Origin of the sequence: Streptomyces sp. TLI_171 (assembly GCF_003610255.1) — a bacterium.
Lineage (GTDB): Bacteria > Actinomycetota > Actinomycetes > Streptomycetales > Streptomycetaceae > Kitasatospora.
In genome coordinates, this window is sequence record NZ_RAPS01000001.1 from 6,346,744 (window position 1) to 6,367,826 (window position 21,083).

Below are 21,083 nucleotides of genomic sequence, written 5' to 3' on the forward strand. Positions count from 1 at the left end.
AGTCACCACCAGGCAGGTGCAGGTCGAACGGAAGGGCTCCCGTGGCCGGACAGGTGGCGCAGGACGCAGTGACGCCGGAGCGACCGGGACAGGTCAGGTCGGTCTGCTCCTACTGCGGGGTGGGCTGCGGCCTGCTCCTGGACATCGGCACCGGACCCGACGGCCGCCGCACCGTGCGACGCGCCACCGGCGACCCCGCGCACCCCGCCAACCGCGGCCGGTTGTGCACCAAGGGCGCCACCACCGCCGACATGCTCGCCGCACCGGGGCGGCTGGAGACCGCCCTGGTGCGCACCGTGCGCGGCGAGGACCCGGTGCCCACGCCGGTCGCCGACGCGATCGCCGCCACCGGCCGCCGGCTGCGCGCCATCGTCGACGAGCACGGGCCGGACGCGGTCGCGCTGTACGTGTCCGGGCAGATGAGCCTGGAGGCCCAGTACCTGGCGAACAAGCTCGCCAAGGGCTACCTGCGGACCAACCAGATCGAGTCCAACTCCCGCCTGTGCATGGCCAGCGCGGGCACCGGCTACAAGCTGTCGCTGGGCGCGGACGGCCCGCCCGGCTCGTACCGGGACCTCGACCTCGCGGACGTGTTCCTGGTGATCGGCTCCAACGCCGCCGACTGCCACCCCATCCTGTTCCTGCGGATGATGGACCGGGTCAAGGCCGGCGCCAAGCTGATCGTCGTCGACCCGCGCCGCACCGCCACCGCCGCCAAGGCCGACCTGTTCCTGCAGCTGAAGCCCGGCACCGACCTGGCCCTGCTGAACGGCCTGCTGCACCTGCTGCACGCCGACGGCCACACCGACCCGGCGTTCGTCGAACGGCACACCGAGGGCTGGGAGGCGATGCCGGACTTCCTCGCCGACTACCCGCCGCACCGGGTCGCCGAACTCACCGGCCTCGCCGAGCGGGACATCCGCGAGGCGGCCCGGCTGATCGGCGAGGCGGGGGAGTGGACCAGCCTGTGGACGATGGGCCTCAACCAGTCCACCCACGGCACCTGGAACACCAACGCCCTGGTCAACCTGCACCTCGCCACCGGCAAGATCTGCCGCCCCGGCAGCGGCCCGTTCTCGCTCACCGGCCAGCCCAACGCGATGGGCGGCCGCGAGATGGGCTACATGGGCCCCGGCCTGCCCGGTCAGCGCTCCGTGCTGGTCGACGCCGACCGGGAGTTCACCGAGCGGCTGTGGGAGCTGCCGCCCGGCACGCTGCGCGCCGACGGCGTCGGCAAGGGCACCGTCGAGATGTTCCGGAAGATGGCCGACGGCGAGATCAAGGCCTGCTGGATCATCTGCACCAACCCGGTCGCCTCGGTCGGCAACCGGCGCACCGTCATCGAGGGCCTGGAGCGCGCCGAACTCGTCATCACCCAGGACGTGTTCATCGACACCGAGACCAACGCCTACGCCGACGTGGTGCTGCCCGCCGCCCTGTGGACCGAGACCGAGGGCGTCCTGATCAACAGCGAACGCAACCTCACCCTGGCCCGGCCCGCCGCCGACGCCCCCGGCGAGGCCCTCCCCGACTGGCGGATCATCGCCGAAGTCGCCCGCGCCATGGGCTACTCCGAGGGCTTCGAGCACGCCGACGCCGAGGAGGTCTTCGAGGAGCTGAAGCGCGCCCACAACCCCGTCACCGGCTGGGACCTGCGCGGCGCCTCCTACCCCCGGCTGCGCGACACCCCCGTGCAGTGGCCCGCCACCGACCCCGACGGCCCCGACCGCAACCCGATCCGCTACCTCCAGCCGGACGGCACCCCCCGCTTCCCGACCGCCACCGGCCGGGCCGCGTTCCACCCCCGCCCGCACCTCGACCCGGCCGAACTCCCAGACGACGACTACCCGTTCGTCCTCAACACCGGCCGACTGCCGCACCAGTGGCACACCCTCACCAAGACCGCCAAGGTCGCCAAGCTCAGCAAGCTCGACCCGTCGCCGTTCGTCGAGGTCCACCCCGCGGACGCCGCCGCGCTCGGCCTCGCCGAGGGCGACAGCGTCGAGGTGTCCTCCCGGCGCGGCCGGGCCGTGCTGCCCGCCAAGGTCACCGACCGGGTCCAGCAGGGCAGTTGCTTCGCCCCGTTCCACTGGAACGACCTGTTCGGCGAGTACCTGTCGGTCAACGCCGTCACCTCCGACGCCGTCGACCCGCTGTCCTTCCAGCCCGAACTCAAGTACTGCGCGGTCGCCCTGACCAAGGTGCCGAGCCCCGCGCCGCTCGCCGTCCCCGCGGCCCCGGCCGCCGCCACCCCCGCGGCCTCGGTGTTCGGGCTCGACGTGGCCGCGCCGCCGGTCCTCTCCGAGGCCGAACGCCGCTACCTGGCGGGCTTCCTGGCCGCCATCCCGACCGGCCTGCCCGGCGTGCCCGTGCTCCCCGCCGACGCGCCGTTCGGCCCCGAACACGCCCAGTGGGTCAACGGCGCACTGGCCGGCCTCTACTCCCGCGCCGCCGAACCCGCGCCCGCAGCGACCATTGTGACGACCCGTCAACTCATCGTGCTGTGGGCCTCGCAGACCGGCACCGCCGAGGAGTTCGCCGCCACCGCCGTCGCCCGCCTCACCGCCGGCGGCCACCCCGCCGCGCTGCACGCCATGGCCGACACCGACCCCGCCACCCTCCCCGGGGACGCCGACCTGCTGCTCATCACCTCCACCTACGGCGACGGCGACGCCCCCGACAACGGCGCCGGCTTCTGGGACGCCCTCACCGCCGAACAGCCCGCCCGCCTCGACGGCCGCCGCTACGCCGTCCTCGCCTTCGGCGACTCCAACTACCAGGACTTCTGCGGCCACGGCCGCCGCCTCGACAGCCGGCTCGCCGAACTCGGCGCCCACCGCCTCACCGACCGCGCCGACTGCGAACCCGACTACGAGTCCACCGCCAACGGCTGGCTGGACAGCGTCATCGGCGCCCTCCGGCAGGCGCCCGCCGCCGCCCCGTCCGCCGCAGCGCCCGCCGCCCGGCGCACCACCGCCCCCGCCCGGCTGGTCGGCAACCGGCTGCTCTCCGGCGACGGCTCCGCCAAGGAAGTGCGCCGCTTCACCTTCGACACCCGCGAGATGGACCTCCCGCTCGACTACGCCACCGGCGACGCGCTCGCCGTCCACCCAGTCAACTCCGCCGCTCTGGTGGACGAATGGCTTTCCGTCAGCGGTGCGCGAGCCGACACCGCGGTCACCCTCCCCGGGCACGGCGAGATGCCGTTCGGCGAAGCGCTCACCCGGCACCTCGACATCACCAAGGTCAGCCCCAGACTGCTCCGCTTCACCGCCGAACGCACCCGCGACGACCGCGAGCTGCGGGCCCTGCTGCGCGCCGACAACACCGACGCGCTGGCCCGCTGGACGTGGGGCCGCGGGGCGCTCGACGTGGCCGCCGAGTTCGGCGTCCGGGCGAGCGCCCAGGAATGGGTCGAGGTGTTCGGCAAGCTCCAGCCCCGCCAGTACTCGATCTGCTCCAGCCCGCTCACCGACCCCCACCGGATCTCGCTCACCGTCTCGGTGGTGCGCTGGGACAACCACAAGGGCCGGCCCCGCGGCGGCGTCTGCTCCACCCACCTCGCCGACGCGTCACTCGGCACCGAGATCCCGGTCCACCTCCAGCGCTCCCCGCACTTCCGCCCGCCCGCCGACCCCACCACCCCCATGATCATGGTCGGGCCCGGCACCGGCGTCGCCCCCTTCCTGGGCTTCCTGGACGACCGCCGGGCCCGCGCCCACCGAGCCCCCAACTGGCTGTTCTTCGGCGAACAGCACCGGTCCACCGACTTCTACTACCGCGAGGAACTCACCGCCCACCTGCACGACGGCACCCTCGCCCGCCTCGACACCGCCTTCTCCCGTGACCAGCGCGCCAAGGTCTACGTCCAGGACCGGATGCGCGAACACGGGCACCACCTCTGGTCCTGGCTCCAGGACGGCGCCCACTTCTACGTCTGCGGCGACGCCTCCCGCATGGCCAAGGACGTCGACCGGGCCCTGCGCGACATCGCCACCACCCACGGCGGCCTCACCCCCGCCGACGCCACCGCCTACGTCAAGCAACTCGCCGCCGACAAGCGCTACGTCCGCGACGTCTACTGACCCGGGACGCCTGCCAGCAGCGCCCGGAGACGCGTGACCTCGGCCACCAGCCGGGGCACGTCGGCCCGGGCGTGCGCGATGAAGTCCAGGTCGTTGTCGAGCTGGGGGTCGGGGCTGACGACCTGCTTGTTGCCGATGTAGTGGCTCAGGTACATCTCGTTGTCGATGTCCGAGGTCGTCCGGTCGACGAAGATGCAGCTCGCGCCCCCGGTGGCCGACCGGGTCTCCAACCGCGGCTCCCAGTCGCCCGGGGTGGCGGCCGAGGCCCGGGCTGCGATCGCGGTCAACTCTGCCTCGGTCAGAGGTTCGTGTTCCATGCGAGCAATGTAGGCGAGGGCGGGTCAGTGTGCGGGGCGTTCGTCGATGACCTGGCGGAGTTTGCCGGTGCGGGGGTTGGTGGCGAGGGCGGAGCGGGGGACCCATTCGAGCTGGAGGGGGTGGATGGCGCCGGCGGCGGTCTCGGAGACGTAGGCGGGGCGGGCGTCGAGGACGGCGCGGCGGAGGGTTTCGGTGAGCTCGGCGGGCGGCGGGGCCGGGGTGGTGTGGCCGAGGCGGATGACCAGGCCGTCGCGGCCGTCCCAGCGGCGCTGGACGAACTGCATGCCGGTGATGTGGTGCCCGGGGTCGTGGGCGAGCAGCACGTCGCGGACGTCCTCGGTGGGCATGGTGACGATGCCGATCCGGGCGCCCTCGGCGGAGCGGCCGAGCAGCCGGAAGGTGCGGCAGTCGGCGTCGGTCCACTCGGCGCGGTCCCCGGCCGGGTAGCGCAGGATCGGCACCAGGGTGCGGAACAGGTTGGTGACCACGACCCGGCCGGGGACGCCGGGTTCGGTGATCGGCTCGCCGGTGTCCTCGTCGACCAGCTCGACCACCGTCCGGTGGGGGAAGGCCCGGTGGACGCGCAGGTCGTCCCCGGCGGGCACCGGTCCGGCGACCAGGCCGGCGTCCACCGAGGCGTAGCCGATGGAGGAGAGCGCGGCGTTGGGGAAGGCCGAACGCAGCAGCGGGCGCAGGTCGTTGAAGAGGATGTCGCCGCCGAACAGCACGAGTTCGATCTGCGGGGCGGGCCGTTCCTGCTTGAGCAGCGTCTCGGCGACGGCGGACAGCTTCATCGGCTCGCCGGCCAGCACGTCCACGCCGAAGGAGTGGATCAGGTCGGCCACGTACTCGTCGGGCGCGGTCGCCACCGGCAGCCGCACGTTGTCGATCGGCGCGTGGTGCAGGGCGCCCTCGATGAACAGGAAGCCGCTGTAGAACTCGCCCGCCCGGAACAGGTTGGCGACCTTCTGGCCGGGCTTGAGTCCGGCGTCGACCAGCCCGGCGCCGAAGGCGCTGACCGAGTCGAAGTGCTCGGAGCGCGTCCACGGCGAGAACTTGGGGGCTCCGGTGGTGCCGCCGGACTTGTAGACGGCGGCGTCGGTGAGCGGCCCGGTCAGCAGCCGGTTGTCCGGCCAGCGGTTGGCGGACCAGAACGCGACGTGGTCGATCAGGGGCAGCTGGGCGAGCGAGGTGACGGTGGCGGGCACGTCGCGGTACAGCTCGGCGTAGAACGGCGAGTTGCGCCGGGCGTGGTCGACGAGGGCCTGCAGGGGCAGGGCGGGCATGGGAGTCGCTCCTCAGGGAAGGGGGTTCAGGCCGATCCAGTCGTGGGCGAGCCGCTGGACGGCGCTGCCGTCGCGGTCGGCGAGTTTGGCGTCCAGGTAGGCCGCGGCCCACGCGCCGGTGGGGATCCGGAACGGCGGCCGCTCCTCGGCCAGCGCCCGCAGCACCGCCTCGGCGACCTCCGCGGCGGGCTGCCCGGCGCCCGCCCAGTGCGCGCCGATCCGCTCGCCGTACGCGGCGAAGGTGTCCGCGTACGGGCCCGAAGCGGCCTGCACAGTCCGGCGGTTGACGTCCGGGAAGATGCCGAACCGGGTGTCGGGCACGTAGCCGGGCACCAGCACCGACACCCGTACGCCGTGCGCGGCGGCGACCGGGGCGAGCGCCTCCATGAACCCCTCGACGGCGAACTTGGCCGCGCAGTAGGCCTCGTTGAAGGGCTGGCCGACCACGCCGTGGACGCTGCCGATGGTCAGCAGCCGCCCGCCCGAGGCGCGCAGCAGCGGCATCGCGGCGCGCGAGACGGCGACCGTGCCGAAGAAGTTGACCTCGAGGTTGGCGCGCAGCGCCTTCGCGGTGGACATCTCCAGCGTCGGGTCGAAGTTGGAGATCCCGGCGTTGTTGACCAGCGCGTCGAGCCGGTCGATCCCGGCGAAGCAGGCGGCGACGGACTCCTCGTCGGTGATGTCCAGCCGTCGGACCTCGGCGCCGGGCGCGGCGGCCCGCAGCGCGTCCGCCCGCCCCGGGTCGCGCACGGTGGCGAGCACCCGCCAGCCGGCCCGGCTCGCGGCTGCGGCGGTGGCCAGCCCGATGCCGGAGGAGCAGCCGGTGACCAGCAGGACCTGCCGGGCCGTCATGGCGTGGCCTCCGCCAGTTCGGTGACGCTGTCGACGGCTTTCGGGAGGTCGGCGTCCAACCGGGACTGGACGCCGAGCGCGGGCAGGAAGGAGCAGGCGGCCAGCAGGGTGCCGCCGACCATGGTCCAGCGGGCCGCGTCGAGCACGCCCAGCGGGCCGGTGAGCAGCGACACCGCGAGGCCGCCGGCCAGTGCGGCGAGCGGGATGACGCCCCAGGTGGCGGTCCGGAACGCGGCGTGCATGACGCCCTGGTGCTGCGCGGACATCCGGGACTGCCGGGCGGGCGCGGAGCACACGTTGATGCAGGACATGAAGAAGCCGTAGGCGCCCATGGTGGCGGCGATCACCGGCCCGGCGGGCAGCGCGGGCGCGGCGAGCACGCCCAGCCCGACCAGGCAGTGCAGCAGCAGCCCCCACGCCAGGGTCCGGCCGATGCCGAACCGCGCGCTGATCCTCGGTGCGAGCAGCGCGCCGAGCAGCGCGCCGACCGCGCCCGCGGACATCGCGGCGCCGAACACGCCGACGCTCACGCCCAGGCCACGGTAGGCGAGCACGGGCAGCACGGTGACGAAGACCGGCCCGCCGGAGTTCAGGGTGATCGCGGCGAGCACCACCCGGCGCAGCACCGGGTCCTGCCAGTTGAGTCGGAAGCCGAGGGTGAGGCGCTGCCACACCGAGCCCTGGACGGCGGTGCGCTCGCCCCACGGCCGCATCCAGCGGAAGCAGGCCGCCGACACCAGGTAGCTGGCGGCGTCGACCAGCAGCGCGGCGGTGCCGAGCGCGCTGTACAGGGCGGCGGCGATCGACGGGCCGGAGACCTCGGCGACCGACCCGCTGCCCTCCAGCCGGGAGTAGGCCCGGACCAGGTGCTCCTTCTCGACCACGGCGGGCACGGCGACCAGGTAGCCGACGGTGAAGAAGATCGTCGCGCCGGAGACCGTGGCCACGCAGCAGAACAGCAGCGGCGTGGAGAGGAAGTCCAGCCAGTAGGCGAGCGGAATGACGGCGACGGCGAGCAGGCGCACCAGGTCGCAGACCAGCAGGGTGAGCCGCTTGTCCCAGCGGTCGACCAGGACGCCGGCGACCGGGCCGAGCAGCGGGATGCCCAGGTACTGGGCCATCGCGACGATGCCGACCTGGAGCGCCGAGGCGTGCAGCACGAAGATCATCAGGGTGGGGACGACGAACACCGTCACCCGGTCGCCGACGTTGGAGATCGACTTGCCGAGCCAGAACAGGTTGAAGCCCCGGCCGAGTTGCTCGGGCGCGCGCAGTCTCATGCTTCCTCCCGGACCGCGAAGCCCGCGGTCTTCCCGGTGCGGTCGTTGCTGACCAGCGCCTCGACCACCCGGACCTGCACGTTCTCCGGGTCGTGGGCGAAGGCGGTGCTCAGCGTGAAGGTGGCGGACAGCAGTTCGCGGCGCAGCGACTCGGTACGGACGTCGGCGCCGGGTGCGGCGAGCAGCAGGATCTCCACCCGCCGGGCCCGGCCGCCCTGTTCGGTGATCAGGACCTGGCCGCGGGTGACCCCGGGTTCGCGTTCGACCCGGGCCAGCAGCTCGTCGACGTGCAGGCCGAGGCCGCGGACCTGCACCACGTTGTCGCGGCGGCCCAGCACCCGCATCGCCGGTCCCGGCCGACCGCACGGGCAGCGGCCCAACTCGCCCGCGTCGCCGGTGCGGTAGCGCAGGACGGGGTTGAGCATCGCCGGGTCGAGCGAGGTGAAGTCGAGCAGCCCGTCCTGGTCGACGTGCACCAGCTGGTGCGGGAACGGGTGGAAGGTGTCGGCGGGGCAGTCGGGGGAGTTGGAGCCGACCACCCAGGTCTCGGTGGAGCCGAACATGCCGTGCCGCCGGGCCTTCGGCGCGACGATCGCCAGGTCCTCCTCCAGCTGCGGCTGCCAGGCCTCGCCCAGCCACAGCACCTTGCGCAGCGACGGGAGTTCGATGCCCGCCGCGCGGGCGTGTGCGAACCACAGCCGCAGCACGCTCGGGGTGCCGCCGATCGCGGTGACCCTCCGGTCGGCGAGGAACCCCAGCCACTCCGGGTACTCCTCGCGGGTGATCGAGCCCAGCGCGATCACCCGGCAGCCGGACAGGTCGGCCAGGCCCGCCGCCAGGAAGTGCGCGCCCCACATCCGGCCCGCGCCCCAGGCGTTGACGAACACGTCGTCGCGCTCCAGCGGCCGCCAGTGCTCGAACACCTTCGCCATGTAGAACCCGGTCGGCGCGTAGCCGATCTTGGGCGCGCCGGTCGAGCCGCCGCTCTGGAACAGCCAGGTCGCGCCCTGCTCGGCGGCCGGCTCCAGGTGCGCCAGCGCCGTGTTCAGGTCGTCCTTCGCCAGCGGCGGCAGCGCGGCCAGCTCCGCCAGCGACGACGGCGCCGGATGCGCGGCGTAGCGGCCGTCGAACTCCGGTACTCCGCGCAGCAGTTCCAGTGTCCGGCGGGCCACCGCCAGCCCGTCCGCGGCCTGCTCCTCGGTCAGCGAGAAGGTCATCGCCGGGCACCCCCGTCCGCGACGAAGGCGGCGTGCGCGTCCCGGTACGCGGCGAACCGGGCCCGGGTGACGTCCCGCTGGACCGGGCGGTCGGGGTCGTCCAGGTCCGGGGCGATCACCCCGTCCGGCTCCAGTTCGGAGAACCAGAACCGCTCGCCGTCGTGCAGGAAGTCCACGCAGAAGAACGGGATCGTCAGCTTCTTCGCGAAGTAGGCAGTGGCGTCTACGAGTTCCGGCGGGATCTCGCAGAACTCCATCGATCCGCCGCGGCTCGCGTTCGCCACCGGCGAGCCTGCCTCCGGGGTGCGGCGCAGCGCCGCGTACGGCCGTCCGTCGACCACGTACACCCGGTAGTCCACCGTGCCGTCGCCCAGGTACGGCTGCGCCACCAGCACGGTGTCACCGCCCTGCGCCAGGCTGGCCAGGCCGCGCACGTCCTCCCGGGAGCGGGCCAGGCAGATCCCGCCGCCGCCGCACCAGCCGGACGGCTTCACGATCGCCGGGAAGGTCAGTCCGTCCAGCGCCGCCTCGTACTGGTGCTTGGAGACGTCCCGCCCCGAGCCGATCCGCACCGACGGGACCGGCGGCACCGGCGAGTCGGCCAGGAACAGCACCGTCGCCAGCTTGTCGTTGCCCAGCAGCGACACCTGCGCCGGGAACGGCAGGTAGAACCCGGCCTGCTCCAGCACCGTGCACAGCGTCAACTGGTTGAACACGTCCATCGACTGGTACGGCAGCGAGTACAGCGCCGTGATGAACAGGGTGTCCTCGGGCGTCACCCGCTGCCCGTCCACGTACACCCGCGGCCGGCCCGGATCGGTGCCGTCCACCGTGACCGCCTCGGGGGCGTGCATCGTCCACGACATGCCCAGCTCGGCGGCGATCTCCGCGTACATGTCCCAGAAGTAGTGCTTCCACATCGCCCCGGACCGGCTCGACTCCCGGTCGGGGAAGATCCAGCACATCCGGCGCAACGGCGCCCGCACCCCGCTCATCCGCTCTCCTCCAGCTCGCTCACGTCGAAGCCCCGGCCGCCCGAAGCCCGTTCGGCCCACCAGGCCCGCCCCTCCGGCGGCAGCGTGTCCACCGGATCCACGTACGGGTGGCGGCGGCCCAACTGCTGATCCCCGCCCGCGGGTTCGGCGGTGCGGAGCTCAAGTCCGGTGCGGTAGTTCTTGGTCCAGTACGAGATGCCGCGGACCCGGTCGTAGCCGGCCGCCTGATGCACCCAGCGCTTGCCGACGTGCGGCACGTCGGCGACCAGTCGCGGCGTCGCGTAGCCCGGCAGGTAGCCGAGGATCGCCTCCTGCAGGCGCTGCGCCTCGGCCAGCGGCAGCCGCCAGTGCTCGGCGTTCGGGACCACGTCGCACAGGTAGAAGTAGTACGGCAGGATGTTGGCCTCGCCCTGCAGCGCGAAGCACAGGTCGAGCAGCGCCTCCGGGCTGGCGTTCACCCCGCGCATCAGCACGCCCTGGTTGCGGACGTCCCGCACGCCCGCGTCCAGCAGCGCCCGGGCCGCCTCCGCGACCAGCGGGGTCACCGAGGCCGCGTGGTTGGCGTGGGTGTGCACCGCCAGGTTGACCGAACGCCGGGCCGCCAGCCGGGCCACCCGCTCCACCCCGGCCAGCACCTTCGGCTGCAGCCAGTGCTGGGGCAGCCCGACGACGGACTTGCTGGCCAGCCGGATGTCCCGCACCGAGCCGAGCTCCAACAGCCGCAGCAGGAACGCCTCCAGGCGCGGCCACGGCATGTTGGCCAGGTCGCCGCCCGACACCACCACGTCCCGCACCGAAGGCGTGCGCTTCAGGTAGTCGAGCATCTGTTCCTCGCGGTCCGCCGGGCGCAGCACCAGCCGCGCCTTGGCGACCTGCGGCGTGGACCGGCCGACCAGGTCCATCCGGGTGCAGTGCCCGCAGTACTGCGGGCAGGTGGCGAGCAACTCGGCCAGCACCTTGGTCGGGTAGCGGTGCGTCAGCCCCTCCACCGCCCACATCTGCGCCTCGTGCAGTGAGTCCCGGGCCGCCAGCGGATGGCTGGGCCACTCGGGGTGCCGGTCCGGGCGCACCGGCAGCATGTAGCGCCGCACCGGGTCGGCCAGGAACGCCTCGGTGAAGGGCTCCGGACGCAGCGGCGCCGCCACCGCCATGGTGTTCAGCATGTGCGGCGGCACCAGCACCGACATGGTGGCGAACCCGGCCTGGTCCGCCGCCAGTTCACGGTAGAAGCGGTCGGTCAGCAGCGGTCCGAACACCTGCCGCAGCTGCCGCTCGTTCTTCACGCAGTGCGCCCGCTGCCACTGGGCGTCCCGCCACTGCTCGGGGGTGACGTCCCGCCAGCCCGGCAGCCGCCGCCAGTCCGGTTCGACCAGCGGCCGCCGCAGGTACTGGTACGGCTGTGCCCGGCGGTCCATCAGGCGGACTTCCCGCCGCCGGTCGCGGTCAGCAGCGTGGCGTGCCGGGCCCGCAGCTCCCGCTTCAGGACCTTGCCGGTCGGTCCGAGCGGGAACTCCGCGGCGGTGCGCGCCACTTGGAGCCCCGCCAGTGCGGACAGCCCGGCCGCGGCCAGCTCCGCGTTGGCGGCCGCCAGCAGCCCGTCCGCGCTCGCCCCCTCCTGCAGCCGCACCACGGCGATCGGCCGCAGCCCGCCGTCCGGGTGCGGCACGCCCACCACCGAGCAGTCCTGCACCGCGTCGGCGCAGTCGGCGAGCAGCACCTCCTCGATCGGCAGGCTGTACACCGGCCCGTCCAGGGTGTCGATCACGTCGACCGTGCGGTCCAGGTGGTAGAACCGGCCCTCGGCGTCCCGGTAGGCGAGGTCGCCGGTCAGCCAGTAGCCGGACATCCGGAAGGACTCGGTCAACCGCTCGTTGTTCCAGTACCCGTGGGTGATCGAGGGGGCGATCACCGCCAGCATGCCGACCGTCCCGTCCGGCACCTCCACGCCGTCCTCGTCCAGCACGGTGGCCTTCTCCACCACCTCCGAGGGCATGCCCACGCACCGGTCGTTCCGCCCGCTCTCCGGCGAGGTGACCTGCCCGAACAGTGCCATGCCCATCTCGGAGGAGCCCAGCCCGTCGACGAACTGCGAGCCGGGCAGCGCCGGTTGACCCTCCCGGTCCTGCGGCAGCAGCCACGGTCTGATCAGCCCGGCGGGCCGCTCGCCCAGTTGGACCAGCCGGCGGATGTGCCCGTAGTGCGCGCTGTCGCCGGTGTTGAACCAGGAGTGCACCTTCGCCGCACCCGCCACCGGCAGCTCACCGGTCGCCAACTCGACGAAGGTGCGCGGGAAGGAGGCCACCATGGTGGGCAGGAACGCCTCCATCACCGGCTCGACCACCGCCCGCCGCCAGTCCGCCATCACCACCGTCGGCAGGCCCAGCAGGGTCGCCGTCAGGAAGTAGCTGAGCCCGCCCGCGTGGGTGTGCGGCATCAGCGACATCAGCCGGTCGTACGGTTCCACCGGGAAGCGCACCATGCGCGGCTGCTTGCCCTCCCAGAACTGCCGGTGCGCCAGCGTGGTCGACTTGGGGGTGCCGGTCGTCCCGGAGGAGTGGATCAGCGCCACCACGTCGTCCGCGCCGTGTCGGTACGGGTAGCCCTCCGGGAGCGCCGACACGTCCGCGTCGAAGGCCTGCACCTCGGCGGCCAGGGCCAGGAACCGGGGCCGCCGCTGCGGGTCCTGCCGGTACGCGGCCGCCAGCCGGGTGGTGTCGTCCGCGACCACGCCGACCACACCCACGTGGTTGAGGTAGCGCACCAGCACGTCGTGCCGCATCGCGTCGTTGATCAGCGCGGGCACCGCGCCCAGCGCGGTCAGCGCGAAGAAGTGCAGCAGCGGCTCCAGGCCCTCGGCGACCACCACGCCCACCGGCTCGCCCGGCCGCACCCCCATCGCGTGGTACCACGCCGCGTACCGGTCCCGCAGCGCCGCCAGGTCCAGCAGGCTGTGCCCGTGCAGCACCACCTGGCCGCGGTGGTCGGTGCGGTGGGTGAACGCGTACGGCACTGCCCGGTTCGGGTTCGCCTCGATCGCCCGGTCGAGGAAGTTCCCCGCGCCGAGCGTCGGATCGGTCATGAACCGCTCTCTGACGGACAGCGGGGCGATGGATGTCTGCTCGCTCATAAAGGTCTCCCAAAATGCCCGGTGAGGCACAGAACATGACGGAACGTCAGATGCGTGCACGGAGTGCCGTGCGGACGTGTTGCGATGCGGGCGGGTCGGGTCAGCGCGCCAGCAGTTCGGCGGCGGCCCGCCGCCCCGAGCGGATCGCGCCCTCCAGCAGACCGAAGAACTCGGCGCTGGTCTCGGTCCCCGCGAAGTGCACCCGGCCGTGCGGCACGGTCAGGGTCGGCCCGAGCGCCAGCCAGTCGCCCGGACCGAACAGCGCCGCGTAACAGCCCCTGGACCACGGCTCGTTGACCCAGTCGGTGACGTGGAAGCCGACCGGCTCGGGCAGCATCGGGAACAGCCGGGACGCCTGGTCGACCGCCGCCGCCCGCTGCTCGGCGGGCGACAGGGCGGCGAACCGGTGCGCCTCCGCGCCGGTGACGAAGCCGGTCAGCACACCCGGCGAACCCTCCGGCGGCGTGTCGTCCACCGTGGACAGCAGCGGGCCCGCCGCGTTCACCGACCAGCCCGACAGGCCGTGTTCGCGCCACACCGGCTGCGGGAACACCAGGTTCACCTTCACCGCGCAGCCGCGCCCGGTCCGCGACCCGGCCCGCCGCACCGGCAGCCCCGGCCGGAACTCGATCGCGTCGGCCAGCAGCGGCGGCACCGCCACCACCGCCGCCGCCGCGCGGTAACTCCCGCTCGGGGTGCGGACGGTGACCTCACCGTCGGACTGCTCGACGGCCAGCGCCGGTTCGCCCGTGTGCAGCACTCCGCCCGCCTCCAGCAGGCGGCGCGCCAGCCGCTCGCACAGCCGGTGCGCGCCGCCGGCGACCCGGTCCTGCTGTGCGCCGCCCTCGAACGCGTTGAGGTAGCGCAGGCCGCCGCCGGAGCGCAGGTAGAACGCCAGGTGCAGGACGGAGACCTCGGCCGGATCGGCCGCCATCATCTCGCCGAGGAACAGCGGGAAGAACAACCGGGCGTCCGGGTGCGGCAGTTGCCGCTCAGCCCAGTCGGCGGCGGTGAGCGCGTCCAGCCGGTCGGCGTTCGGGCTCAGCCACGGAGCGTCCGGCCGGACGGCGGCGGCCAGCTCGTCCAGCTGCTCGAACAGGTCGCCGAGGGCCACCGCGTTCAGCGGCGGGAAGCGGCCGTCGGTGGTGGCCCGGCTGCCGTCCTCCGCCAGCGCGAACCGGCTGGCGCCGTGCATCGCGGTCGGTGCGGTCTTCAGGTCGCAGGCGGCGAGCAGGGTGTGCAGCTCGGTGTGCCGGTCGCCCAGGTACGCCGCGCCGGCGTCGATCCACCGGCCGGGCGCGACCTCGATGCCCCTGGTCCGACCGCCGACCCGGTCCCTGGCCTCCAGCACCGTCACCCGCATCCCCCGGTCGGCGAGCTCGACGGCGGCGGTCAGCCCGGCCAGGCCCGCGCCGACCACCACCGCGGAGTGCGGCGGCCGGCCGGGCGCGGCGGGAGCCGCGGCGCTCACCGGGCAGCCGGGACGGTGGCGGCGGGGGCAGCCGTGCCGCCGGCGGCGGCGATCCGGGCGGCGAGGCCGGCCGGGGTCGGGGCGGCCAGGAAGTCCTCGAAGGTCAGCTCCACTCCGTGAGTGCGGGCCACCGCGCTGAGCACCCGGGTGGCGATCAGCGAATCCCCGCCCAGCAGGAAGAAGTCGGCGTCCGCGGGCACCTCGGCCAGCTCCAGGACGCGACGGAACACCGCCGTCAGCGAGTCCAGGAGGTCGGTGCTGTCGCCCGGCGGCGGGGTCGCGGGCGAGACGGCGGGCATGTCGAGGCTCATCAGGGGGTCTCCTTCGACCGGTGCGGGGTGCGCGTGGTCTGGCGGTGCCAGCGGTGCGTGGTGCGCGGTGCTGAACGCGGGTGCGATGGTGCCGGGGGTGCATGGCTGAGCGGTGCGGGTGTGCAGGCTGAGCGCGGTGCGGGTGCGCGGGGGAGTGGCGCGCGGCGGTGCCGGAGGTGCGTGCTGCGGGTGCGCGTGGTGCGGACGGAGCGTCAGGTGATCGGGCCGGTGCCGTGCAGGCGGTGCGAGGCGGCGCGGTCGACCTTGCCGCTGGTGGTGCGGACCAGGTCCGGGACGACCGTGATCCGACTCGGGACGAGGTGGGCGGGCAGCAATTCCCGGAGCCGGCGCAGGACTTCGGCGCCGAGCGCCTGGTCCGGCCCGCCGGTGCGCGGGACGACGTAGGCGACCAGGGCGGCCCGTCCCGCCAGCGTGGTCGCGGCGACCGCCGCCGCACCGACCCGGGGATGGGCGCCGAGCGCGGCCTCCACCTCCGCCGGATCGACCCGGATGCCGCGGATCTTCACCTCGTGGTCGAGCCGTCCCTGGTGGGTCAGCACCCCGTCCGCCGCCCGGGTGGCGCGGTCCCCGGTACGGAACCAGCGGCGGCCCTCGCGGGTGACGAAGCGCTCGGCGGTGGCCTCCGGGAGCCCCGGATAGCCGGTCGCCAGCGCGGCGCCCCCGATCAGCAGCTCGCCCTCGCCGGACAGCAGTTCCTCGACGTGCGGCAGGGCGCGGCCGATCGGCGCGCGCTCCGCCGGGTCCCAGCGGCGGCCCGGCTCCGGGGTGTCGGGGCCGAGCAGGTCCACCGCGTGGGTGATCAGGGTGGTCTCGGTGCAGCCGTAGGTGTTCAGCAGCCGGATCCGGGCGCTGTCGACCAGTCCGCTCCAGTCCGCCAGCCTGGCCGGCCCGGCGGCCTCGCCGCCGATCACCACCAGCCGCAGGCAGTCCGGCAGTTGGGGCCGCCCGCCGTCCTCGGCGAGGTGCAGCACCAGCTCGTGCCAGAACGCGGTCGGCAGGTCCAGTACCGTGACGCCGCGCCGTTCGACCATGCGCAGCAGTCGGGGGACCGACGCCGAGTGCGCCTCGGGGTCGAACACCAGCCGGGCGCCGGCGGTCAGCGTCGGCAGGATCTCCTCGAAGCAGGTGTCCCAGTTCAGCGAGGCGAACTGCAGCACCCGGTCCTCCGGCGTCACCCCGAACAGCCCGCGGAGCGAGGCCACCGAGGCGGTGATCGCCCGACGCGGCGTCAGCACCGGCTTGGGCTGCCCCGTCGACCCGGAGGTGAACAGCACGTAGGCGGGGTCGCCGGGCGCGACGGCCGGGCCGCGGGGCGGCCCGGCCGGTTGCTCGCGCAGGTCCGCGGGACGCGCCGGGACGGCCGGGGGCTCCGGGGGTTCCTGGTGCCGCAGGCCGAGGCGCTCGGCGTGGTCGCCCGCGTCCCGGCCGACCAGGGTGCGGCAGCCGGCCGTGGCGGCCATCCGACGCTGCCGCTCCAGCGGAAACGCCGGGTCGAGCGGGACGTAGGCGCCGCCCGCCGCGAGGATGCCCAGCAGGGCGATCACCGTGTCCGGCGAGTGGGTCGCGACGGCTGCCACCGGACCGGGCCGGTCGCCCAGGTCGGCGGCCAACCGGCTGACGCATAACTCGAGTTGCTGGTAGCTGAGAGTGCGTTCGGGGGACTCGATCGCGGTTCGTTCGGGCCACCGGAGAACGGTTTCCGCGAACGCGTCGAGCAGATCGGAGGCCGATCCGCTGACGCCGCCGTTCTTTGACATGCCCGCTCCAAGAAAATGCCCAGAGGTGCCCGTCCGTGCTTCGGCGAACCGGGACTCTACCTGTCACCATGCGTGCCCACAATGGGTGTTGCGGCGGGTTTCCAGAGGACCTGTGGGCGAACTGTGAACGCACCCGGCACCCGCCTTGATCACGTTCCGTGATCAGTGGGGTGCCGTGCTGCCAAGGCGCCCCGGGGGCGGCGGGGGGCGGGGCGCCGCGGCGGAGTTGATGGTGCGTCAGCGAATGGCCGGGTCGCTGCGAGCCCGCGTCGGGGGTGGCGGGGCGTTTTTGCCGCGCTTTACCGATCCCGGTTCGAACAAGCACGGTCCGTACTCGAACCGGTTGCCGGGAAGCGGGTGGCGATCGGTGATTTCCGGCCGGGAAAGCAATTCCCGCTCGGAGCGGAAGGGCAAGCCGCCGCCGCGGCTTCGCGTACCGGGCCGGTCGAGCATCGGCGGTAGCGGAGCGTCACTGCCCGCACGTCGCTCGGCCGGTACCATCTCGCGGATGAAGATCGCCGCCGTCCTGGTCGACGCCGCCGTCCTCGGCTCGGTCGGTGCCGCCCTGCTGCTCGGCCCCCGGCTGCTGCGCGTGCCCGCGACCGCGCCCGGGGCCGCGCCCGAGATCCCGTCGAAGAGCCCGTCCGGGAGCGCCGCCGCGTCCGTCCGGGCCCGGCGGCCCGTCCCGCCGGAGGCGCTGCTCGCCGCCGTCACCGCGGTGCTCTACCTCAATCAACTGTTCTGCTCCGCCTACCTGTTGCGCGTGCACGGCGGCGACACCTCGTTCGTCGCCCGCTACCTTCCGGCCGGCTGGTTCGACCAGCCCACCGGCAACCCGCTGGTCCGCGCCCTCGCCGACCGGCTGCCGGCGCCCCGGCTGTTCGCCCCCACCGTGCTGCGGGTGCAGGCCTTCCTGGAGCTGCCGTTCGTCCTGCTCGCCTACGCCACCGTGCTGCGCCGCCTCAGCCCCGCGCTGCACCGCACCGTGCTCGGCTCCGCGCCGCTGGCGTGGACGGCCGCGCTCTCGTACACGGTCGTCTTCAGCACCGTCGAATGGGCGCTGTACAACCCGTGGACCCTCCAGGACGTGGCCCTCCGCGTCCTGTCCGCCCTGCTCACCGTGCCCCTGCTGCTCGCCCTCGCCCGCCGCGACACCGGCCCCGACCGGCACCCGGGCACCCTCGGCCTGCTGCACTTCGCGGTCACGCTCTGGGCCCTCGGCACCCTGGTGATGGTCGTCTACGACACCGCCCTGCTCTACAACCTCGGCCACCTGCCGACCCGTTGGCCCCTCGCCCTGTTCGCGCTGCTGCTGCTCGCGGCCACCGCCCGCCGACCCGCCGACCCCGTCACCCCCGGCCCGGCCACCCGCGCCCTGGCGACCCTGCTCCGCCGCGGCCTCGTCCTGTTCCTGATACCGGCCTTGGCCGTCCGCTACGGCCTCGGCTACCCGCACCCCGCGATCGCCCTGGCCGGCGCCCTGCTGATCGCCGCCGCCACCCTGACCCACCGCCAGGTCCGCACGGCGGCCCTCCCCCTCACCCTCAGCTGTGCGGCCGGCCTCGCCACCGCCTGCCTCGCCCTCCACCTCACCGCCGACACCTACCCGGAGACCGGTCTGCTCCGCGCCATGGTGACGCTCCCGGCCACCGCGGCCCTCGTCGCCCACCTCACGGACCGCCGCCGCACCGGCTGAGCCCAGCAGGGACGGGCTGAACCGATTCGCCTGGCCGGCGCCTCACGCCTCCGGCGCGAGGTCGTAGCCGGGGCCGAAGCCGAAGTCGCCGAGGTGCAACGGGGTCTGGCCGGGGGCGGTGGTGAGGAGGGCGGGAAGGAGTTCGGCGAGGCGTTCGGGATAGACCGCCTGGTCGGTGGCGGCCAACTCGGCGACGGTCCACCAGCGGTGGCCGTGGGTGGCCTCGGCCGGGTCGACGCGGACGGCGGCGGCCTCGGCCGCGCTGAGGCGGAGCAGGCGGTACTCCTCGTCCTGGTCGTAGTGCCGGTCCTCGAAGATGAAGGCGGCGCGGCGGGTCCAGACGGCCGGGCCGAGACGCTCGGCCGGCACGCTGAGCGCGGTCTCCTCGCGCAACTCGCGGACGGCGGCGGTCACCGCGTCCTCGCCGGGGTCGATGCCGCCGCCGACGGTGAACCAGTGGCAGCCGCCGGTGAGTCGGGACATCCGGCCGCAGAGCAGCAGCAGCCGGTCGCGGTCGTCGAGCAGCAGGATGCGGGAGGCCGACCGCTTACGAGGCGTCATACCGTCGACTGTAGAGGCCGGACCGGCCCGGGCGGACCGAAAGACCGGAGGCCGGCCCGCTCGCGCACCGGGACGATGCCGGCCTCGGGAGGGCCGGCAGGCTGTCGGGCCGTCAGTCGAGGGGTGCGGACACCGGCTTCCGCTCGGCGGGGGAGTGCGGGAAGGCCGGGTCCACGGTCGGGTACGGGCTCGGGGCGGCGGGGAGCGGCGTGGGGGCGGCGGCGGGGGAGCGGAGGTAGGTGGCGTAGGCGAGGAGCAGGACGGCGGCGGTCAGCGGGATCTGGACCAGGCCCATGACGCCGACGGCGGGGTACACCTGGTACCGGTACATCGCGACGGCGGCCCAGCCCGGCAGGAACTGGGTGGCGAAGACGGTGACCAGGGCGAGGGCGAGCAGTCGCAGCGCGGTCGCCCAACCGCTGTGCACCACCAGCCAGGCGCCGCGCGCGCCGCCGTTCTCCAGGAACGCGGTCATCGGGAGCACCAGCGCCACCACGGCGCCGTACACCAGGGCGAGCAGCAGGGTCCAGACCACCGGGCCTTCCGGGGCCCAGGGCCCGTCCGGTGCGACGACCGCGTGGACCAGCGCGTACAGCGACTCCACGTGCAGCAGCAGGGACCAGCCGGCCGTCGCGGCCAATCGGCGGGGCGGCACCCGGAGCGCGGTGAGGGGCCCGACGCCGAGCCCCAGCACCCGTGCACCGGCGGCCAGGACGAGCGTTCCGGTCACGGTGCCGATCAGCACCTGCAGCGCGTCGCGCAGCTGGTACGGCAGGTGGAAGGGGAGGAGCACCAGCTCGGTGCAGCCCTCCGCCAGCGCCCCCAGCGCGGACAGCACCAGCAGCTGCCACCAGCAGGCCGCGGCCCGCTCCTTGACGATCCCCCACCAGCCCGGTTGCGGGCGCACCTCCGCGAACATCACGCCGCGAGGCTAGCGGAGGACCGGCCGGGTGCCACCCGATTTCCCGGCGGGCTACGGGGCGTGCACGATCTGGATCAGGTTCCCGCAGGTGTCGTCGAAGACGGCGGTGGTCACCGGGCCCATGGTGCGCGGCTCCTGGGTGAACGTCACCCCGAGGGCCCGCAGGCGCTCGTACTCGGCCGGCACGTCGTCCACCGCGAAGGACGCGGCGGGGATGCCGTCCTGGTGCAGCGCCTGCTTGTACGGGGGGACGGCGCGGTGGCCGGAGGGCTCCAGCAGCAGTTCGGTGCCCTCGGGCTGCTCGGCGGAGACCACCGTCAGCCAGCGGGCCCCGGCGCCGAGCGGGACGTCGTGCTTCTTCACGAAGCCGAGCACCTCGGTGTAGAAGCCGAGGGCCTTCGCCTGGTCCTCGACGAAGACGGTGGTGATGTAGATCCGCATGCGGAACTCCTGGGGGAGGGGAGGAGGATCGGGGGCGCGGCGTCGCCCCGTCGAACCTAGCGGCGGGCCGGGCCGTCCGGGCGCGCATCGGCGTGCGACGCGCCCACCGGGTGTGACCCGGAACACAGCGGCGGGGTGCATAGCGGGGTCGGGTCCAGCGCCTTCATCAGGGGGACAGGAGCGCGACGGGAGCCGGCACGTCCGGCGGGGAGGCGAGGGACCGAGGTTGACGACGCGGCAGCTGCGGGCCGAGGAGTTCGACCGCTTCGTGGCGGCCCGCTGGTCGGCGCTGCTGCACCTGGCGCGGCTGCTCACCGGCGGGGACCGGCACCGGGCCGAGGACCTGCTGCAGGAGGCGCTGGTCAAGCTGTGGTTCGCCTGGCCCCGGGTAGCGGGGCAGGCGCCCGAGGCGTACGTCCGCAAGGTCCTGGCGCGGGCCGCGGCCCGCTCGGCCCGGCGCCGCTGGTGGGGTGAGCAGCCCGTCGGTCGGCTGCCCGACCCGCCCGGGCCCGGCGACGAGGCCGCAGCGGTGGCTGAACGGACCGGCTTGGAGGTCGTGTTGGCGTTGCTGCCGGCGCGGCAGCGGGCCGCGGTGGTGCTGCGCTACTACCAGGACCTGCCGGAGGGGCAGGTCGCGGAGCTGCTGGGGTGCCCGCTGGGCACCGCCCGTTCGCTGACCGCCCGTGGCGTCGCCCGGCTGCGGCAGCTGCTGGCCGAGACGGCCGGCCCGGCCGAGTGAGGAG

Annotated in this window: 17 protein-coding genes; 3 read left to right on the plus strand and 14 right to left on the minus strand. The window is 74.0% G+C overall.

What is annotated here, in order from left to right:
- Nucleotides 1-41: 41 nt before the first annotated feature.
- Complete coding sequence (locus tag BX266_RS28185; protein WP_259464888.1) at nucleotides 42-4,085, plus strand: bifunctional nitrate reductase/sulfite reductase flavoprotein subunit alpha; 4,044 nt, start codon at nucleotides 42-44, stop codon at nucleotides 4,083-4,085.
- On the opposite strand, the gene BX266_RS28190 is transcribed toward BX266_RS28185, so the two are convergent.
- The 11 genes from BX266_RS28190 to BX266_RS28240 all read right to left on the minus strand — a co-directional run bounded on the left by BX266_RS28190 (nucleotide 4,079) and on the right by BX266_RS28240 (nucleotide 16,720).
- A complete protein-coding gene (locus BX266_RS28190; RefSeq protein WP_143687016.1) occupies nucleotides 4,079-4,402 on the minus strand; it encodes a hypothetical protein in 324 nt (107 codons plus the stop codon). The genes BX266_RS28185 and BX266_RS28190 overlap by 7 nt on opposite strands.
- A gap of 24 nt (nucleotides 4,403-4,426) precedes the next feature.
- Nucleotides 4,427-5,689, minus strand: coding sequence for a phenylacetate--CoA ligase family protein (locus BX266_RS28195; RefSeq protein WP_099904286.1), 1,263 nt, complete (start codon nucleotides 5,687-5,689; stop codon nucleotides 4,427-4,429).
- A gap of 12 nt (nucleotides 5,690-5,701) precedes the next feature.
- Entirely contained in the window at nucleotides 5,702-6,541 is an 840-nt protein-coding gene (locus BX266_RS28200) for an SDR family NAD(P)-dependent oxidoreductase (protein WP_099904288.1), read from the minus strand.
- Nucleotides 6,538-7,821: an MFS transporter gene (locus BX266_RS28205; protein ID WP_099904290.1), complete on the minus strand. Its 1,284-nt coding sequence runs from the start codon at nucleotides 7,819-7,821 to the stop codon at nucleotides 6,538-6,540. The genes BX266_RS28200 and BX266_RS28205 overlap by 4 nt, the downstream gene beginning before the upstream one ends.
- Entirely contained in the window at nucleotides 7,818-9,038 is a 1,221-nt protein-coding gene (locus BX266_RS28210; protein WP_099904292.1) for an AMP-binding protein, read from the minus strand. Before BX266_RS28210 ends, BX266_RS28205 begins: the two co-directional genes overlap by 4 nt.
- Nucleotides 9,035-10,033 (minus strand): RimK family alpha-L-glutamate ligase, encoded by a 999-nt coding sequence (locus tag BX266_RS28215; RefSeq protein ID WP_099904294.1) that lies wholly within the window; start codon nucleotides 10,031-10,033, stop codon nucleotides 9,035-9,037. Before BX266_RS28215 ends, BX266_RS28210 begins: the two co-directional genes overlap by 4 nt.
- Complete coding sequence (locus BX266_RS28220) at nucleotides 10,030-11,448, minus strand: KamA family radical SAM protein (protein WP_099904296.1); 1,419 nt, start codon at nucleotides 11,446-11,448, stop codon at nucleotides 10,030-10,032. The genes BX266_RS28215 and BX266_RS28220 overlap by 4 nt, the downstream gene beginning before the upstream one ends.
- Complete coding sequence (locus BX266_RS28225) at nucleotides 11,448-13,160, minus strand: class I adenylate-forming enzyme family protein (protein WP_099904298.1); 1,713 nt, start codon at nucleotides 13,158-13,160, stop codon at nucleotides 11,448-11,450. Before BX266_RS28225 ends, BX266_RS28220 begins: the two co-directional genes overlap by 1 nt.
- A gap of 100 nt (nucleotides 13,161-13,260) precedes the next feature.
- Nucleotides 13,261-14,631 (minus strand): FAD-dependent oxidoreductase, encoded by a 1,371-nt coding sequence (locus tag BX266_RS28230; protein ID WP_259464889.1) that lies wholly within the window; start codon nucleotides 14,629-14,631, stop codon nucleotides 13,261-13,263.
- Nucleotides 14,628-14,942 (minus strand): acyl carrier protein, encoded by a 315-nt coding sequence (locus BX266_RS28235; RefSeq protein WP_099904300.1) that lies wholly within the window; start codon nucleotides 14,940-14,942, stop codon nucleotides 14,628-14,630. The genes BX266_RS28230 and BX266_RS28235 overlap by 4 nt, the downstream gene beginning before the upstream one ends.
- A 212-nt stretch (nucleotides 14,943-15,154) precedes the next feature.
- Nucleotides 15,155-16,720, minus strand: a complete 1,566-nt coding sequence (locus BX266_RS28240) for an amino acid adenylation domain-containing protein (protein ID WP_099904302.1) — start codon at nucleotides 16,718-16,720, stop codon at nucleotides 15,155-15,157.
- Between the two features lie 508 nt (nucleotides 16,721-17,228).
- Here BX266_RS28240 and BX266_RS28245 point away from each other — a divergent pair.
- Nucleotides 17,229-18,416, plus strand: a complete 1,188-nt coding sequence (locus BX266_RS28245; RefSeq protein WP_099904304.1) for a hypothetical protein — start codon at nucleotides 17,229-17,231, stop codon at nucleotides 18,414-18,416.
- A gap of 42 nt (nucleotides 18,417-18,458) precedes the next feature.
- On the opposite strand, the gene BX266_RS28250 is transcribed toward BX266_RS28245, so the two are convergent.
- The 3 genes from BX266_RS28250 to BX266_RS28260 form a co-directional block, all read right to left on the minus strand.
- Nucleotides 18,459-18,977: an NUDIX hydrolase gene (locus BX266_RS28250; RefSeq protein WP_099904306.1), complete on the minus strand. Its 519-nt coding sequence runs from the start codon at nucleotides 18,975-18,977 to the stop codon at nucleotides 18,459-18,461.
- Nucleotides 18,978-19,089: 112 nt separating this feature from the next.
- Nucleotides 19,090-19,899 (minus strand): hypothetical protein, encoded by an 810-nt coding sequence (locus BX266_RS28255; RefSeq protein WP_099904308.1) that lies wholly within the window; start codon nucleotides 19,897-19,899, stop codon nucleotides 19,090-19,092.
- A gap of 51 nt (nucleotides 19,900-19,950) precedes the next feature.
- The gene (locus BX266_RS28260) at nucleotides 19,951-20,340 is read right to left on the minus strand and encodes a VOC family protein (RefSeq protein ID WP_099904310.1); all 390 of its coding nucleotides are present in this window, start codon (nucleotides 20,338-20,340) and stop codon (nucleotides 19,951-19,953) included.
- Nucleotides 20,341-20,566: 226 nt separating this feature from the next.
- Between BX266_RS28260 and BX266_RS28265 the strand changes: the two genes are divergently transcribed.
- Nucleotides 20,567-21,079 carry a SigE family RNA polymerase sigma factor gene (locus BX266_RS28265; RefSeq protein WP_180290646.1) on the plus strand — a complete coding sequence of 171 codons (513 nt, stop codon included), beginning with the start codon at nucleotides 20,567-20,569 and terminating at the stop codon, nucleotides 21,077-21,079.
- The last annotated feature ends 4 nt before the right edge of the window (nucleotides 21,080-21,083 follow it).